This is a genomic window from Enterococcus sp. DIV0086 (assembly GCF_050498705.1).
Classification (GTDB): Bacteria; Bacillota; Bacilli; order Lactobacillales; family Enterococcaceae; genus Enterococcus; species Enterococcus faecalis.
In genome coordinates this window covers 280,264-298,229 of the sequence record NZ_JBNIDN010000001.1, presented here as the reverse complement: position 1 = coordinate 298,229, position 17,966 = coordinate 280,264, and the positions used below count along the sequence as shown (strand labels likewise).

Sequence of the window (17,966 nt, the reverse complement as noted above, 5' to 3'; positions counted from 1 at the left end):
CGAAGATGTTCAAGAAAAAGAAAGCCCAGACGTCATTTCGAGAGGTCTTTAAAAAAGGCGACTTCGCTACAAAACTATCTTTTTTAGTTATGGGTGCTGCAAACTTTGCCAACAAGCAGTGGTTAAAGGGAATCATCTTTTTAACAGCTGAAATTGGCTTTATCTATTGGTTAATCCGTAATGGTTTCCACGCATTAATGATGCTAGGAACACTAGGGACCCAACAGCAAGGATTAGTATATGATGATTCTTTAGGGATTGAAGTTCTAAAAGAAGGCGATAATTCAATGCTCTTATTATTATTCGGAATTGCAGCAATTTTAGTCTGTTTATCGCTAATCATTTTATATGTAATCAATTTAAAAAGCGCCCGTCACCTATATGAATTAAAGACAGCCGGCAAAAAAATTCCAACAACTATGGATGATTTACGTAGCTTGTTAAACGAACGTTTCCATGCAACTTTAATGACGATTCCCTTACTAGGCGTTCTTTTCTTTACCATCTTGCCGTTGTTATATATGATTTCAATTGCCTTTACCAACTACGACCATAATCATTTGCCACCGAAAAACCTTTTTACTTGGGTTGGATTGGCAAATCTAGGTAATGTAATCACAGGCGATATGGCTTCAACGTTCTTTCCAGTACTTGGCTGGACCTTGATTTGGGCTGTTTTTGCAACCGCAACTTGTTTCTTTTTTGGAATCATTTTAGCCTTGCTTATCAATACAAAAGGCTTAAAATATAAAGCATTTTGGCGGACTATTTTTGTTATCACGATGGCCGTACCTCCGTTTGTTTCACTTTTAATTATGCGAAACCTCTTAAATGGTTCAGGACCTATCAATGCTCTGTTGTTAAACTGGGGCTTAATCGATTCTTCTATCCCCTTCTTAACAGATCCGAATTGGGCAAAATTAACCATTATTGTTGTCAATATGTGGATTGGTATTCCTGCTACGATGTTAATCTCTACAGGGATTATCCAAAATCTTCCTGAAGATCAAATCGAAGCAGCTAGAATTGACGGTGCCAATAAATGGCAAATTTTTAAAAGTATTACATTTCCACAAATTCTATTTGTGATGACCCCGGCGCTGATTCAACAGTTTATTGGCAACATCAATAACTTCAATGTCATTTATCTATTAACAGGCGGTGGTCCAGCCAATTCTAACTTCTACGGTGCAGGCTCAACTGACCTTTTAGTTACCTGGCTATACAAATTGACTGTCGATACAATGGATTACAATTTAGCCTCTGTGATTGGTATTTTAATCTTCATTCTCTCCGCAGTCTTCAGTTTAATTGCCTATACACGGACGAATTCATTTAAGGAGGCGTAACTTATGGCTAAAGCAAAAAGTTACCAGAAAAAACAACGCACTGCACTTACCAGCGTTTACATCATTCTAACCATTTTAGCAGTTTTTTGGATGTTCCCCATTGTGTGGATTATCTTAACAAGTTTTCGTGGCGAAGGCGGTGCATTTGTTCCCTATATCATTCCCAAAACATTCACTTTAGAAAATTATAAAGTATTATTAACAAATCAGACTGGCAACTTCCCCTTTGTCCGTTGGTTTTTGAACACCTTGTTCGTCTCCATCGCAAGCTGTCTGTTATCAACTTTTATTACAATCGCAATGGCTTATGCGCTGTCACGGTTACGTTTCCGCTTAAGAAAACCATTTTTAAAAGTGGCGCTCGTTTTAAATATGTTCCCTGGTTTTATGAGCATGATTGCCGTTTACTATATTTTAAAAGCCTTAAATTTAACTGAAAGTTTATTCGCTTTAATTCTGGTTTACTCTGCAGGCTCGGCGCTAGGTTTTTACATCGCCAAAGGTTTCTTCGATACCATTCCGATGGCTTTAGACGAATCGGCTATGATTGACGGTGCCAACAAGTGGCAAATTTTCACAAAAATTACGTTGCCATTGTCGAAACCAATTATTGTCTATACTTCTTTAACCGCCTTCATGGGCCCTTGGATGGATTTTATTTTCGCAAAAGTTATTATGGGTGATAAAGTTGAAAATTACACCGTTGCGATTGGTCTCTTTTCGATGATGACCAAATCAACAGCCAATTCACTATTCATGGCTTTTACAGCCGGATGTGTGCTAATTGCCATTCCAATTACTATTTTATTTATATTAATGCAACGTTTCTATGTAGAAGGCGTGACTTCTGGCTCTGTCAAAGGCTAGAAAAAACATCGTTTGGTTTATAGCCAAACGATGTTTTTTATTTTTTGGCGTTGTTTTCCTTACACGTTTTTCTTCGTAGCGCTTGATAATTAGACAAAATTTTCATGACCGCCAAAAAGTGTTGATTGACCTCTTGATAATCCTCTAAGGAAAGAACACTAAGCGTTTCAGATAGTTGCTGTTTTACTTGATTTTCTTTTTGCTTAAAGAGCTTCTCGCCTTCTTTTGTCGTATAAACATTAACCACGCGGCGATTTTCTTGATTATGGCGACGTTGAACAATTACTCGTTCTTCTAACCCCGCAATAGAGCGACTCACTTGAACTTTCGACGTTCCTACTTGGTTGGCTAACTCCGTCATACTAATTCCTTCATTTGTTGCCACAATTAATAAAATTAACATGTCTAACTTGGTTAATTTTAGATCCTCCAAGTCTAGGTCTTTAAAAAGCAATTGGCTCATATATGAAAAAATTTCAGTAAAGACACTAATATCTAAATTTGATGAATGCTTCTCTTTATCCATATGTTCTCCCTCGTTTCCCACCTAGTGTATACTAAATTCACTTGATTATCAAATGGTAATGATTGATTTTTGTTAACTATTATGTTACGTTATACACTAACTTAAGGTTGTGTTGTTGATAAATTGGAAGAAGGATGCGAAAAATATGCTAGAACTCAAAGAGATAAAAAAATATTATACTGTCGGCGGAACGACCACTAAAGCTTTAGATGGCGTCTCTGTCGCTTTTCGAAAACAAGAATTTGTAGCCATTCTGGGTCCCAGCGGCTCTGGTAAAACGACGATGTTGAATGTGATTGGCGGATTGGACAATTACGATTCTGGTGACTTAATCATTAACGGCAAATCAACAAAAAATTTTAAAGAAGCCGACTGGGATGCTTATCGGAATAACTCAATTGGTTTTATTTTTCAAAGTTACAACTTAATTAGTCATCAAGGGATTTTGGATAATGTCGAGCTTGGTATGACACTGAGTGGTATTTCAAAAGCAGAAAGACGCCAAAAAGCCGAAGATGCACTCATCCGTGTCGGTTTGAAGGACCATATCCATAAAAAACCTTCCCAATTATCTGGCGGTCAAATGCAACGGGTTGCCATTGCTCGCGCTTTAGCTAATGATCCCGATATTTTACTTTGTGATGAACCAACTGGTGCATTGGATTCAGAAACCAGTCTGCAAATTATGGCACTTATCCAAGAACTTTCGAAAGAAAAATTAGTTATTATGGTGACCCACAATCCTGAATTAGCTCACGAATACGCTGATCGAATTATTGAATTTTCAGATGGCCAAATTCGTCATGACTCGCGTCCTCATATTGAACATGAAAAAAAAGAACCTTTCGAATTGAAACGCACCAAAATGAAATTCACGACTGCGCTGCGTTTATCTTTTAATAATATCCGCACTAAAAAAGGGCGAACTTTTTTAACCGCCTTTGCTTCAAGTATCGGAATTATCAGTATCGCGATTGTCCTTTCTCTTTCAACAGGATTCCAGAAACAAATTGATAAAACTCAGTCGGAAACGTTAGCGCAATTTCCGATTACCATTTCTAAAATAGCGACCGATCAAGATCCAGAAAGTTTCAATAATCAGGACAAAAAAGGCACCTTCCCGAAAGAAAAAGAAGTGACTGCTAAAATTAGCGATGCAGACCGTGCGCAACACACGAATTTAATTGATCAAAAGTTTATTGACTATGTCAATCACATTGATCCTGAATTAAGTAATAATATCGGCTATACTCGTCTAGTCAATATGAACTTATTAAGAGAAATCAACGGGAAAGCACAAGCTGTCAAATTTTCAAACGATGCACCCGACGGCCAATCAAACGCGATGGCTTCTATGATGGCTGCCCAAACTGGCGTCGGCGTTTCTGCTTTTCCTAAACAACTAGAAAATGGAAAAAACAATTTCTTAAAAGACAATTACTCGTTGCTTGAAGGAAATTATCCAGAAAAAGAAACCGATGTCGTTTTAATCGTCGATAGTAACAATACCACCAATATTAATGCCTTAAAAAATCTTGGCTTTGACGTGAAAGATAATCAAAAGATTGCCTTTTCAGACATTGTCGGCACAAAAATGAAGTTAGCCAATAATAATGCATTTTACACCAAATTACCGACAGGCAACTTCATTCCTAACCAAGATTTGCAAGCTGTTTACGATAACCCAGAAAATACTGAATTAACAATTTCAGGGATTTTGCGAATTAAAGATTCTTCAACAATGAATCTATTAGCACCTGGAATTGCTTATAGCGATGCACTTTCAACTAATATGATTGCCAAAAACAAAAACTCTGATATTGTTAAAGCGCAAGAAGCCAGCAACACTAACGTTATGACTAACGAAACATTAGATGCTTCCGCGAAAGAAAACCTATTGTCTTATTTAGGAGCGAACGAAATCCCTTCAAGTATTATGATTTATCCAAACGACTTCAAATCAAAAGATAAAATTCTTGATTATTTAGATGCTTATAACAAAGGAAAAGATAAAAAAGACCAAATCATCTATTCTGATTTAGCTGGAACAATGACCCGCTTAACAGGTGGTTTAATGGATGCCATCACCTATGTGCTGATTGCATTTGCTGGGATTTCCCTTGTTACAAGTATGATTATGATTGGGATTATCACCTATACTTCTGTCATTGAGCGGACCAAAGAAATCGGTATCCTGAAAGCGTTAGGAGCTCGTAAAAAAGATATTACCCGGGTGTTCGATGCCGAAACTGCTATTTTAGGCGTTGCCTCTGGTATTCTTGGTGTTGTGATTGCCTTTCTCGCAACATTTCCGATCAATGCAGTGCTCTATAACCTGACTGATTTAGAAAATGTTGCCACCTTAAATCCAATTCACGGGATTATTTTGATTGTAATTAGCACAATCTTAACCATGATTGGTGGCCATATTCCTGCCCGAATGGCAGCGAAAAAAGATGCGGCAGTTGCTTTACGTGCAGAATAAATAACAAAAAATAATCCTTTAATTTCTCTTAAAGGATTATTTTTTGTTTGTAATTTTTATAAAACCACCGTATACTAAATGATTGTGAATGCTTAATAAAAAGAAACGAGGTAATTTCATGTTAAAAAAACCATTTTTACTATTTTTTTCACTTTTAGGAGCTATTTTTATTTTAGCTAGTTGTGGCATAGGAAAAGATGCTGTCACAGATACTAAGTACAAAGTTAGTTTGCAGCAAGCTGCTGAAATCTACGAAAAAGAAGCTGGCAACAGCAAACCATTAGTAAATGTCCAATTTGATACAGAACCAGCAAGTGACTACAGCTATATCTTTACCAACGATACAGAAACACTTTACGTGAATCCTGAAACAGGAAAAGTCACCAAAAATACTAAAGCAAATCAACTTGGCGAAAACGAGACAGCCTTTTCAGCTGCTGAAGTCAAAGAATTAGGCGCTGTTAACGACGTTTTAGCCAAAGCAAAAAAAGAAGTTGGAGGACTTTCTCCACGTATTTTGACTTGGAAGTTAACCAAAAATAACAATAAACTTGTTTATACAGTAGATGTTAAAACAACTACGGCAGATGAAAAAGTTACCTTAGATGCCAATAAATAAGCACAAGCGTATAACTTATCACGAAATAACCAAATCTTAAAATACTCTTTGGGACAGAACCTACGCATTCGGAAACCTTAACATTTTCCGAAGCCGATCGTTCTGTCCCAATTTCATTCTTTTAAGTAATAATAATTGTTCGTTACCCCTGCTACCGTTATACTTAGTTTAAAAGAAAAGATGGGAGTATCAATTCATGGTTTATACAGTTGATTTTAAAGAAGTAGCCACTATTGGTTTAGAAAGTTCACCAGTGGCACTTGCCCTTGCTGGACTAAGAGCGAATGAAGCTCGCTATTTTTGGAATAAATACAAACATCGCTTTACGACCGTCCCTGCCTCTGAAGCTCCAGAAACATTGGCCTGGATTGAAAAAATTTTATTGGAACGAGCGTTACATTTCCCTTACAAGCCACTTGAAATTTCTTCTTTCACTTTAGATGGCATAAAAATGGCCTATGTATTTTATGAAAACGGCTTAGCAGTTAACGTGATGTACACATTAGCTGAGGAAGGCAAACGCGCCGTTGGGTTTAAACTTTCAGATGGTATGGCAATCCCTGCAGAATTTGAAGGAAAATTCAAATTTGCTCGTCAAAAATCAAAATTAGCTGGAACCATTCGCGGCTCTTATTTTGTCATTAAAGGAACCTATTAAAAAAATGCTTTTGCCCTTATTATTAAAGGCAAAAGCATTTTTTTATTTTAATTCTTCAATATAGTTAAATACTTGTTGTCCAGCAATACCGCCTTCACCGACCGCTGTCGTGATTTGACGCAATGTTTTTTCACGGACATCACCAATGGCATAAACACCAGGAATTTTTGTTCTCATTTCTTGGTCTGTTTCAATCCAACCAGCCTCATTCGTAATACCAGCTTTCTTAAATGGTTCTGTTAATGGATCTAGCCCCACGTAAATGAACACGCCGTTTGCTTCAATTTCAGAAACTTCATCTGTTTTGACATTCCGTGCTTTCACACCTGTCACAACCATTTCATTGCCAACAATTTCTTCGACAACTGTATCCCAAACAAAGGAAATCTTTTCATTTGCAAAGGCACGATCTTGAATGATTTTTTGCGCACGCAATTCATCACGACGGTGAACAATCACTACTTCAGAAGCAAATTGTGTTAAATAGATTGCTTCTTCAACTGCAGAATCGCCGCCACCAACAACTACTAAGCGTTTATTTTTAAAGAAGGCACCGTCACAAACGGCACAATAAGAAACACCACGGCCAGCAAATTCTTCTTCGCCTTTTACACCCAATTTTCGGTGTTCACAGCCTGTTGCAATAATTACCGCTTTAGCTTCATAAGATTTGTCATCACAAATCACTTCTTTATAGGATCCGTGGTCTTCGATGCCCATCACAATGCCATACGCATTTTCCGTACCAAATTTTTCTACATTTTCATACATTTTATAGGCCAATTCTGGACCCATAATAGAATCAAAGCCTGGGTAATTCTCTACCTCAGCAGTGTTGTTCATTTGCCCACCAGGCGCACCGCGTTCAATCATCAATACAGAAAGATTGGACCGTGATGCATAAAGTGCTGCCGTCATCCCAGCAGGACCGGCACCAATGATAATTACATCATACATTTTATTTCCCCCAAAATTTTAAGTAAGTTTACTTTACTCCTTAAACAATTTCTTGTCTACTTTTCTGCCCTTTTTTGACATTCGGAGTAGGTGTGTCTATTACGTAAGTTATTGTACCACGGTTTTGTGTTTTCTAGGAAGGGGAAAAGAAAAGTTTAAAAATAACGATCACAACGAATCATTTATTTTTTAGAAGCCGTTGTACTGTCGCATCAGAGAACTCCTCTTTATCATTTTTTATGCATTCCTGTTGGTTTTGCCCTTGTGGAACAAAACGAAATACTGTAAATGATGCAGATAACGTATCAGGATTACTAATCCGATGAAGACTATTATGCATCCGAATAAGTTCTCCTTCTGCACAAATTCTTGAAACAATTTGCTGATTTTCTACCTCTTCTATTTTCACTTTTCCCGACTGCACAAGTAAAACTTCTTCGATTTCGTGATGCTTATGCCAACCTTGCACAGTTTTTCCTGGCAAGCTATTTATATGTATTTCAAACTCTGGAAATAGAAAATAATTTACTTCTGTTCCATCTGGCTTTTTATGAAAGATGGCCTCGTCTCTTGTTAAAATTTCTATATATTTCTGTAACATGGCAGGCTCCTTTTAACTTTTTTATAGCCGAAAGCTATTCTTTCAAACTAAGTTTGAAGCTACTTTCTGAAAATTCGAGTTCCTTTAAATATACTTTTATTACCATTTGAAAATCACTTTTTTTAAAACAATTGACTGTTCAGTATCAATCTTCACTAATCCATCTGTTCACCAGAAAAAATATAGTATTTCCGATTATTCACGAACTTATTATTCAACTTCAAAGGAAAATCAGTCAACACACAGCCCACATATCTAACATCAGAAACACTTCTACTTTTCTCAAGTACTGCTATGGTATACATTAACCTTACTAGTAACATTATAGCATCAAGTTTTAATCATATGTAGATTTTAAAAAATTGATAGCACCCTAACAGATGTTTTCGTTGCTCATTTAATTTACATGATTATTTTTTAGATGCTAATTAAATGTTTGTCAGTAACCTGAATTTTTGATATTTTTATCCAGATTACTTATGTCGGTTTATCAGTTTAAAAAAGAAATGTAAAAAATGGACAAAAATGAACTACAGCCAAAAAAAGAATAAAAGCAAATAAACTAGCAGCTATTATAAGTTTATTTTTAACAATATTTATAGCGGGACAAACCATCTCACTTTTCTGGTATTCAGACTTGCTACTCTATTCAATATTTATTTGAATTGAGATGCTTTCACTAATTTTAATTTGAATTCTACCTGATAAGTTCATAAAAAATAACCTCCAAAAATTGTATTTTTCAGATACAACTTTTGGAGGTTAAAATATCTTACCTCAGCCTATTTCTTGGCATTTTTCCATACTTATCATTTCTCTACTTCTCTAAATAAAACTCAAATCGACTTCCTGCATACTGCGTACGAACATATTCAAAAGGTAGTCCGTTTTCAAAATAGGATACTTGACGCACACGCAGAATCGCATCGCCTCGTTTAATCTCTAAATATTCTGCGATCTGCTCCGATGCTTGAACAGCAGAGATTGTTTGGTTAGAATGGCCAATTTTGTGGCCAGATTTGGCTTCAAGTGTTTTATAAAAAGAGTTCGTGATTTCAGATTTGCCATATTGCGAGACCAATGAATAAGGAATGCTCGCCACCTCAAAACAAATCGGAATGTCATCCGCAAAACGAATTCTTTCCATTCGTAAAATTGAATCTTCTGGACCTAGTTGTAATTTTTCCATCTCACTAGAACTAGGTTTCGCTACAAAATAAGACACCGTCCGACTAGAAGGAACGCGATTTTGAGACAAGGTAATTTCTGTAAAACTAGTGGTACCTGTCATTGTTTCTTGAACTTTCTTACGTGCTACATACGTTCCTGAACCAATTTTTCGTTCTAAAATCCCTTCGTCTGCTAAAGTCTGGATGGCTTGGCGTAAGGTCATTCGACTAACATCAAATTTCAAGGCTAATTCTCGCTCAGAGGGCAAACGATCCCCGATACTCCAGACACCTTTTTCAATATCTTCTTTGATTTTATCGTGAATTTGAATATAAATTGGTATATTTTGAACCATTTACGCTTCCTCCTCTTCGTTCATCTCCTCTTCTATTATAACTGGTATAGACCGTGTAAACAACCAAAAAATGATAAATAAAAGAGAAATTGAAATTTTTATCAAAGTTGGTCTAGTTGCATACTTTCTTTTATAACAAAAACATTTGGCTTAGTCAGTAAAAAGTGACCAAGTCAAATGTTTTTAAACGAATTGCTATTAGTTATTATCTTTTTACATTTTCTTCTTTCAACAACTTGTTCGCTGTGGCCATCATCAAACGGATTCGGTTCAACTGATTAACCAAAGATACCCCTGGATCATAATCCACCGCCGCAATGTTTGCTTGCGGATATTGACGTCGTAGCTCTTTCACGACCCCTTTTCCAACAATATGGTTTGGTAAACACCCAAACGGCTGCATACAAACGATGTTATTCACCTCATGTTTTAAGAGCTCAATCATTTCAGCTGTTAAAAACCAACCTTCACCTGTATGATTACCAATTGATAAAATTTTACTTGCATCTGCTGCCATATCATAAATGGAATGAATACCATCAAAACGGACCGATTTTCTCAATGCCTTATCCATTGGTTTTTCTACCAATTCAATGATTTTTATCGCAAATTCTGCTAAACGTTTGCTTTGTTTTGACATGCCCATATTTTCGTATTTCCAAATTTGATTGTACAAAGAATAGTTCATAAAGCCAACAATATCTGGCACAACTGCTTCAGCACCTTCTTCTTCTAGCAAACGCACAATATCATTATTCGCTGTCGGCGAATATTTCACTAAAATTTCCCCGACCACACCGACTTTTGGTTTTTTTATCTCTTGTAAAGGAATTTCATCAAACGTCCGAATAATTTTTTTCATGAAGTGATTAAATTGTGTCAGCGAACCATTCCGGACATTGGCTTCCACTCTTTTTAGCCAATCTTGGTGCAGTTGATCCACCATTCCTTTTTCTGTTTCATAAGGTCTTGTTCGATAAACTACTCGTTCGAATAAGTCACCATATAAAAAGGCAACTACTAAGCGCTTGATCATTGGCAACGTAAATTTAAATCCTGGATTGGATTCGACTCCTTTATTGCCCATCGAAACTGAAACTACAGGAACTTGAGAAAAACCAGCATCATTTAAGGCTTTTCGTAATAATGGAATGTAATTCGTTGCGCGACAACCGCCCCCTGTTTGCGTCATTAAGACACTGACATTATCCAAATCATATTGACCACTTTCCAAAGCTTCAACTAGTTGTCCGATGGAAATAATTGCTGGGTAACACGCATCATTATTGACATATTTTAACCCGACATTCACAGCTTCTTTGTCTTGCGCAGGCAAACAGACGACATGATAGCCAGAAGCTTGTAATGCTACATCGACTAATCCAGATTGATGAATCGGGCTAAGCATTGGTAACAGTAAAGTATGTGTTTTTTTCATTTGTTTTGTAAACACAATTTTCTCCGGCTCTTCCATTTGCATATGCGGAACAAACTGTTGCTTCTCCCGCTCATTGACAGCCGCTTTCAAGGAGCGCAACCGAATACGAATTGCGCCCAAATTCGCACCTTCATCGATTTTGAGGACTGTATAAATTTTGCCAGACCGATCCATGATTTCTTCTACTTGATCGGTTGTCACAGCATCTAAGCCGCAACCAAAGGAATTCAGTTGGACAAGTTCTAAATTTTTCGTCTTAGCCACTACTTTAGCCGCCGCATATAAGCGAGAATGATAGACCCATTGATTCACCACACGTAAATTCTGCACGTCTCCAAGATGCGAGATACTGTCTTCTGTCAAGACATGGAATCCTTCCTGTGTAATGACTTCGGCAATGCCGTGATTAATCTCTGGATCCAAGTGATACGGTCGCCCCGATAAGACAATCCCTCTCTGGCCTTTTTCAGTTAACATGGCTAACGTTTCTTCGCCTTTTTCTTGAATTTCTTTTTTAAAAGCTGCTAATTCTTGATAAGCATGATGCAGCGCTGTTTGAATTTCTTCTAAGGAAATCCCTAAATCAGCAAAATTTTCAGCTAAAACTTTGGCAACTGCTGCTTCATTCGCTAAATTAAGATAGGGATTTCGATAATCTACTTGGCCCTCTCTGATGGCATCCACATTATTTCGAATGACATCTGGGTAGCTTTGCACAATTGGACAATTAAAATGATTATCCGCTTCCACTGTTTCTTGCTGTTCAAAAACGACACCAGGATAAAAGATAATTGGCACTTGCGCATCAATTAATGCTTGAATATGTCCATGCGCCATTTTCGCTGGGTAACAAACCGTATCACTGGGAATCGTTTCAAGGCCTTGTTCATAGATTTGCTTATTAGAACGTGGCGATAATTCGACCCGAAAGCCCAAGTCAGTAAAAAATGTATGCCACAAAGGATAATTTTCATACATGTTTAGGACTCTAGGGATACCCAAGCGCCCACGAAACGCTTTATTTTCCCGCAAAGGTCGGTACTTAAATAACTTGCGGTACTTATAATCAACCAAATTCACTTTGCGTTCTTCTCGTTTAATTTTAATTCGTGCACCACGTTCACAGCGATTTCCCGTAATAAATTGGCGCCCATCTGAAAACACTGTGACCGTTAATTGACAATTGTTTTCACACAAGCCGCAATGAGTAAATTCCTTTTCAGAGGTAAATGCCGCTAACTCTTCTAAAGAAAGAAGCGTGGTTTCTTCCCCAATTTCATAAGCGTCCAAAGCAATCAGCGCTGCGCCATAGGCCCCCATCAAACCAGCAATAGATGGACGAACCACTTCACGACCGCTAATTTTTTCAAAAGCTCTCAAGACCGCTTCATTGTAAAATGTTCCTCCCTGGCAGACAATCTTTTCTCCCAACTCTTCAGGTCGGCGAACCTTAATGACTTTATAAATGGCATTTTTGATGACTGAATAAGATAGTCCAGCAGAAATATCGCCGACAGAGGCCCCTTCTTTTTGAACCTGTTTCACTTTTGAGTTCATAAAAACAGTACACCGAGAACCTAAATCAACAGGCGCTTGCGATTCTAAAGCGGCCAAAGCAAAATCCTTCACATTATATTTTAAAGATTGCGCAAAGGTTTCGATAAAAGAACCGCACCCAGAAGAACAAGCTTCATTTAATTGAATGGAGGAAAGCACGCCATTTTTAATGGTCATCGCTTTCATATCTTGTCCTCCGATATCCAAAATAAAATCCACACCTGGCTGAAAATGGTTGGCTGCTTTGTAATGGGCCATCGTTTCAACTTCACCAATATCGACTTTTAACGCATTTTTTATTAGCTGTTCTCCATATCCTGTAACAGCCGCTTTTCCGATAAAAACTTCTTCAGGCAGTTGTTGATAAAGTGATTTCAGTACTGTCATGGTGGTTTCTAAAGGTTGCCCTTGGTTATTACCATAAAAAGAAAACAACAAATGACCATCTTCATCAATCAATGTGACTTTTGTCGTTGTAGAGCCTGCATCAATCCCTAAAAAGGTCACGCCAGTATGTTGAGATAAAGGTTTCTCCGTTGCTTGAGCTTGCGCGTGTCTTTCTCGAAAATCTGCCAAATCTTCTGCGCTGTTAAATAACGGTGGTAACGTGTCGCTCGGCTGTAAATCAGTAGCCTGGCTGTTCACTAAGCGCTGAATTAATTCTTCCAATGTACATTCGGCTGCATCTTCTGAATAAAGTGCTGCACCCATTGCTACAAACAGTTGCGGTTGTTCTGGAAAAATAACATCTTCTGGCTGAATTGCTAAGGTTTCAATAAACCGTTTTCTCAATTCTGACATGAAAAATAAAGGTCCCCCTAAAAACGCTACTTTACCTTTAATTTTGCGACCAGCAGCTAACCCGGCGATTGTTTGATTAACTACCGCTTGAAAAATACTCGCCGCGATATCTTCTTTCGCTGCTCCTTCATTGATTAAAGGTTGAACATCCGTTTTAGCAAAAACCCCACAGCGGGAAGCAATCGGATAAATAGTTTGATAATTCTTCGCCAATTCATTCACTCCATTGGCATCCGTTTTAAGTAAAACAGCCATTTGATCGATGAAGGCGCCTGTCCCACCTGCACAACTACCATTCATTCGTTGCTCTAAAGCACCATCAAAAAAAGTGATTTTTGCATCTTCTCCGCCAAGTTCAATAGCAACATCCGTTTCTGGGATTATTGTTTCAACAGTTCGTGTACACGCGATAACCTCTTGAACAAAGGGAATCCCTAATACCTCAGCCAGCCCCATACCACCAGAGCCAGTTATGCTCATTGTCACAGGTTGGTCTGCACCGATCCTTGCTAGCCCTTCTTTTAAAATGCGTTCCGTTGCTGCTTTGACATCTGAAAAATGGCGTTCATATTTTGTAAAAATAGGCTGATTTTGCTTATTTAAAAATACTAATTTTACTGTCGTTGACCCAACATCAATCCCTGCTCTCATAACCATCAATTAAAATACCCCTTCATTTTTCAACAGTTTGTTGATTATTATACAAACTGTTTGTTATAATAGATATACCTATTTTAGAAAGGTTCTAAATGATTTGCAACAAGCAATTTACCCTATTTTGTGAGATAAACAACAAAGTTTCCGCGAATGTTGACTATCTCGAAAGGAATTTATGATGGCAAAGAAAACAGACCTTAGAGTACAACGAACCAGAAAAATGATTATTGAAGCTTTTTTTAAACTTGTAGAAACGAAAGGCTACGAAGCGGTGACGATTCAGGATATTGCTGATGAAGCTATGATTAATCGTGCGACTTTTTATGCTCATTTTAAAGACAAACAGCATTTGTATGATGCAATCTTCACCTTTACGCTTAGTGCTTTTACCGCTATTCTTGATTCGCAACAACTGGTTAATGGCAACCGTGTCCGCGTGAAGCACATTGAAGAACTTCTGACGCAACTCTATATTAATATTCAAGAGAACAAATCTTTCTTCTTAACTATCATGGACAATAATTTCAACGAACACTTTCGAAAACGCTTAGCTGAAATTATCGAAGAAAAATATGCGACGATTTTTTCGCAGTTGCGTATTACCGAAAATGATATTGACGTACCGATAGATTTTGTTATTGAATACATGACCTCTATCTTCATCGGTACCCTTCATTGGTGGATTACTAGCGAAACGGATATGACACCCAATCACTTAGCCCAATTAGTTATCAAATTAGTTGGTAATGGTCATTTAACTGTCTTAGGCATCGAATTAGAAAAATAAAAACACCGGAGTAGACAATAATGTTGTCTGCTCCGGTGTTTCTGTTAAAGACGAGTTAGTTTTTTGAACGCCATTTGATATTGTGGGCTGTATTTCTTGAAGAAGTGACTTTAACACCACTTTTGATGTTGCCTTTTTTACGAGGAATTAAGTCAACTTTGACATCATACTTACCATCGCGTGCTAAATCGTAAACATTTTCAACCATTTCTGTAATTTTTTCTTTAAAGTTCATTCTTATCAACTCCAGACTATTCTTTCTTAATACTTTAGCATATTCTTATATAAATGAAAACTTTTCTAGCCTGTACATGAGGAAAATCTTACCTCATTTTTGTTATATAATTATACAAAAAAAGAACATCTCTCTACCAGAAATGTTCTGAAAACTGGGGTAGCTGGATTCGAACCAACGCATGACGGAGTCAAAGTCCGTTGCCTTACCGCTTGGCTATACCCCAAAAAGAAAATGGAGGAAAGTGGATTCGAACCACTGAACCCTAAGGAACGGATTTACAGTCCGTCGCGTTTAGCCACTTCGCTATTCCTCCAAAAAGTCATTGTCGCTGTAACGACCTGACTTAGTTATAATACAATCTTTTCCAGAAAAAAGCAACCCTTTTTTTAAAAAAATTGTTATTTATTTTTTATTCACTTAAATTCCATTGACGAATAATTGTTTCAAAGGCTTCGTCCAGATTTTTTGCTGTACCTTCTTGCTTGCCATCAATTTCAATGATGAATTTTTTATCATTTTGCGGAATGACACGACCGATTTCTTTTTTACCAATAAATAATTTGTTCATTAAAACATTTGCTCCATTGTATTGGGCTTTTTCTTCTTCAACACGTACTTCAATATCTTTATTCTTTTTTGACATCTCTATCCCTCCAAGAACTCTATGTTATCAGAATCTTTGAAACAAAACAAGCACTCGCTATTTCTCTGTCAGATTGTTCGTTTATCGTTTCAATGCAGCATTAAGGAGTAACGAAATGCGATTCGCTACTCCTTAAAGGCTGATTTCTATTCTTTTTCTGAACCTTCTGTTGCATGATAGTTCACGCTATTTGAGGTACCTTTTTTAGAAAAGTTTTCAATTAGCTCTTTCACGTCGAGGCCCGTTGTTTCTTTTAGTGTTTCTTGTGTACCAGCCAACAAGTTTGTTGCATAATTGGTAATACGGTTGGCGCCAGAATTTTCGCCACCTGCGCCTGTATCTACCACTGAAATCTTGTCGATGTTGCCCAATGGTTGTGCTGCTTCTTTCATTAATTGTGGTAACATTTCCATCACCATACTTAACACAGCTGCTTCACCATATTCTTTGAAGGCATCAGCAATCTTTTGTTTGGCTTCGGCTTCCGCTGCACCACGAGCTAAAATAGCTTCGGCTTGCGCTTGACCTGTTAAACGCGTTTTATTGGCTTCCGCTTCGGCTAATGCTTCAACTTTGAAGCGTTCTGCTTCGGCTTCTGCTACTTCGCGTGCTTTTTGAGCAAGAGCTTCTTGTTCGCGTGCGTAACGATCTGCATCGGCTTTTTTCTTCACTTCTGAGTCGTATTGTTTTTCACGACGCGTAATTTCTTTTTCTTCTAACTCAATTTGTTTTTGACGTTCAACAACTTTGACTTCCATTTCTTGTTCCACCACGTGTTGTTGTGCACGCGCGCTTTCCAAGTTATAGGCTTGGTCTGCTTTGGCTTTGGCAATATCTTGTTCTTGTTTGTATAACGCTAATTTCAATTCTTTTTCTTTTGAAGCTTCTGCAATTTCTGTTTGACGTTGCAATTCCGCTTGTTGTGATTCTTTTTCTGCTTCCGCTTTTTTGATGCGAGTTTCTTTCAAAGCTTCTGCTTCTGCAATATCTGCATCACGTTTAACTTGAGCGATTCTTGGTTTCCCTAATGAATCCAAGTATCCATTTTTATCACGAACTTCTTTAATTGTGAACGACACAATAACTAAGCCCATTTTAGCTAAGTCAACACTGGCAACTTCTTGTACACTTTGGCTAAATTTATCACGATTTTGGTAAATTTCTTCCACTGTCATTGAACCTAAAATCGAACGTAAATGTCCTTCTAATACTTCACGTGCTTCATTTTCTAATTCTTCTGTTGTTTTTCCTAAAAATTGTTCCGCTGCTGTCGCAATTTCTTCAACTGACGAACCAATTTTAATGATTGATGTCCCATCACACATCACAGGAACCCCTTGTTCTGTGTACACTTCTGGTGTAGAAACATCTAATTTACTTGAAAGCAAACTAATTCGATTTGAACGTTGGAACACTGGTAAGACAAACGCACCACCGCCACGAACGATTTTAATTTTGTTGCCACCTTCGTCTACATGAACATTTTTAGAGCCTAGATAGCTCCCGCTGATAATTAACGCTTCATCAGGTTTGGCTGTCTGATATTTAGAAACAAACACAATTAATAACATTAATAATACTAAAACTGCAATAATAATCGGTAACAAAATCCCCATTTTCTTCTCTCCTACTCTATATTTTTAGACTGCCTTCGTAAGGAATGACATAACAAACCCGTTCTTTCAATTCAATAATCAATACCTCACTACCTCTTGGCGCAGCCACTTCTTGTGGCACATAAAATGCTGCTGGTCGACTTAACGAACCTGTGACACTCTTCAATTGAATCTCGCCCATTCCCCGGACAGGAATTGGGGTAATCACAGTAGCAACACGACCCTCCATGTCTTTTTCCGAAATAGAAATTGTGGCCTCCGAATTTTTCAAAGGGACCAACACATAAAAATTTAGGAAGAAAACAATAATGGTTGAAAGAATACCACTGATAATTAAAATAAGCCAACTATTCACCGCTGTTAATTCTTCCCCAAGGTACCCAAACAGCGAGGTAAAAGCAATCCATGGAATAATCAGCATTGGGTCAACCGGTCCATCAAAATTAAAAACATCCCCAAAAATAATTAGTAAAAAAGCGAGGACCGCGCTCCCCACTAATGCATAAAAATAAACCGTTTCCAATGGTAGACCTTCTAACACTTTTCCCACACTCCTTTCTGTGCTATAACCTAGTAATAGTGTACCAATTTTTAAATAAAAAGAGTAGTAATTTCCAAATAAATCTCAAAAGATACATCTTA

The 17,966-nt window shown here is 37.5% G+C and carries 15 protein-coding genes and 2 tRNA genes; 6 read left to right on the top strand and 11 right to left on the bottom strand.

Annotation, left to right across the window (positions count from 1 at the left end):
* Positions 1–5: 5 nt before the first annotated feature.
* Together IGI63_RS01440 and IGI63_RS01435 are read left to right on the top strand one after the other, a co-directional pair.
* Positions 6–1,349, top strand: a complete 1,344-nt coding sequence (locus IGI63_RS01440; RefSeq protein WP_002357775.1) for a carbohydrate ABC transporter permease — start codon at positions 6–8, stop codon at positions 1,347–1,349.
* Between the two features lie 3 nt (positions 1,350–1,352).
* Entirely contained in the window at positions 1,353–2,216 is an 864-nt protein-coding gene (locus IGI63_RS01435) for a sugar ABC transporter permease (protein WP_002360454.1), read from the top strand.
* A gap of 37 nt (positions 2,217–2,253) precedes the next feature.
* Here IGI63_RS01435 and IGI63_RS01430 read toward each other — a convergent pair whose 3' ends face one another.
* Positions 2,254–2,763 (bottom strand): MarR family winged helix-turn-helix transcriptional regulator, encoded by a 510-nt coding sequence (locus IGI63_RS01430; protein WP_429975177.1) that lies wholly within the window; start codon positions 2,761–2,763, stop codon positions 2,254–2,256.
* A gap of 124 nt (positions 2,764–2,887) precedes the next feature.
* On the opposite strand from IGI63_RS01430, the gene IGI63_RS01425 reads away from it, so the two are divergent.
* From IGI63_RS01425 to IGI63_RS01415, 3 genes are all read left to right on the top strand, one after another.
* Positions 2,888–5,227, top strand: coding sequence for an ATP-binding cassette domain-containing protein (locus tag IGI63_RS01425; protein ID WP_025188434.1), 2,340 nt, complete (start codon positions 2,888–2,890; stop codon positions 5,225–5,227).
* Between the two features lie 118 nt (positions 5,228–5,345).
* A complete protein-coding gene (gene camE / locus IGI63_RS01420) occupies positions 5,346–5,846 on the top strand; it encodes a plasmid sex pheromone cAM373 precursor (protein ID WP_429975176.1) in 501 nt (166 codons plus the stop codon).
* A 196-nt stretch (positions 5,847–6,042) separates the two neighbouring features.
* Positions 6,043–6,504: a hypothetical protein gene (locus IGI63_RS01415; RefSeq protein WP_002373132.1), complete on the top strand. Its 462-nt coding sequence runs from the start codon at positions 6,043–6,045 to the stop codon at positions 6,502–6,504.
* 42 nt (positions 6,505–6,546) lie between these two features.
* On the opposite strand, the gene trxB is transcribed toward IGI63_RS01415, so the two are convergent.
* From trxB to IGI63_RS01395, 4 genes are all read right to left on the bottom strand, one after another.
* Positions 6,547–7,461: a thioredoxin-disulfide reductase gene (gene trxB, locus IGI63_RS01410; RefSeq protein WP_002357780.1), complete on the bottom strand. Its 915-nt coding sequence runs from the start codon at positions 7,459–7,461 to the stop codon at positions 6,547–6,549.
* Positions 7,462–7,639: 178 nt separating this feature from the next.
* The gene (locus IGI63_RS01405; RefSeq protein WP_429975175.1) at positions 7,640–8,062 is read right to left on the bottom strand and encodes a cupin domain-containing protein; all 423 of its coding nucleotides are present in this window, start codon (positions 8,060–8,062) and stop codon (positions 7,640–7,642) included.
* 817 nt (positions 8,063–8,879) lie between these two features.
* Positions 8,880–9,587, bottom strand: a complete 708-nt coding sequence (locus IGI63_RS01400; protein WP_002357800.1) for a GntR family transcriptional regulator — start codon at positions 9,585–9,587, stop codon at positions 8,880–8,882.
* Positions 9,588–9,792: 205 nt separating this feature from the next.
* On the bottom strand, positions 9,793–14,040 hold the full coding sequence (locus tag IGI63_RS01395; RefSeq protein ID WP_429975972.1) for an acyl-CoA dehydratase activase-related protein: 4,248 nt from the start codon (positions 14,038–14,040) through the stop codon (positions 9,793–9,795).
* Between the two features lie 175 nt (positions 14,041–14,215).
* Here IGI63_RS01395 and IGI63_RS01390 point away from each other — a divergent pair, with 175 nt between their 5' ends.
* Positions 14,216–14,827 carry a TetR/AcrR family transcriptional regulator gene (locus IGI63_RS01390; RefSeq protein WP_002357803.1) on the top strand — a complete coding sequence of 204 codons (612 nt, stop codon included), beginning with the start codon at positions 14,216–14,218 and terminating at the stop codon, positions 14,825–14,827.
* Between the two features lie 55 nt (positions 14,828–14,882).
* On the opposite strand, the gene IGI63_RS01385 is transcribed toward IGI63_RS01390, so the two are convergent.
* The 6 genes from IGI63_RS01385 to IGI63_RS01360 all read right to left on the bottom strand — a co-directional run bounded on the left by IGI63_RS01385 (position 14,883) and on the right by IGI63_RS01360 (position 17,874).
* Positions 14,883–15,062: a hypothetical protein gene (locus IGI63_RS01385; RefSeq protein WP_002357804.1), complete on the bottom strand. Its 180-nt coding sequence runs from the start codon at positions 15,060–15,062 to the stop codon at positions 14,883–14,885.
* A 154-nt stretch (positions 15,063–15,216) separates the two neighbouring features.
* Positions 15,217–15,288, bottom strand: a tRNA-Gln gene (locus IGI63_RS01380).
* A 9-nt stretch (positions 15,289–15,297) separates the two neighbouring features.
* Positions 15,298–15,378, bottom strand: a tRNA-Tyr gene (locus IGI63_RS01375).
* A gap of 96 nt (positions 15,379–15,474) precedes the next feature.
* On the bottom strand, positions 15,475–15,708 hold the full coding sequence (locus IGI63_RS01370; RefSeq protein WP_002357806.1) for a DUF2969 domain-containing protein: 234 nt from the start codon (positions 15,706–15,708) through the stop codon (positions 15,475–15,477).
* A 146-nt stretch (positions 15,709–15,854) separates the two neighbouring features.
* A complete protein-coding gene (locus IGI63_RS01365) occupies positions 15,855–17,324 on the bottom strand; it encodes a flotillin family protein (protein ID WP_002357808.1) in 1,470 nt (489 codons plus the stop codon).
* 16 nt (positions 17,325–17,340) lie between these two features.
* Positions 17,341–17,874 (bottom strand): hypothetical protein, encoded by a 534-nt coding sequence (locus IGI63_RS01360; protein ID WP_185931576.1) that lies wholly within the window; start codon positions 17,872–17,874, stop codon positions 17,341–17,343.
* Positions 17,875–17,966: the final 92 nt, after the last annotated feature.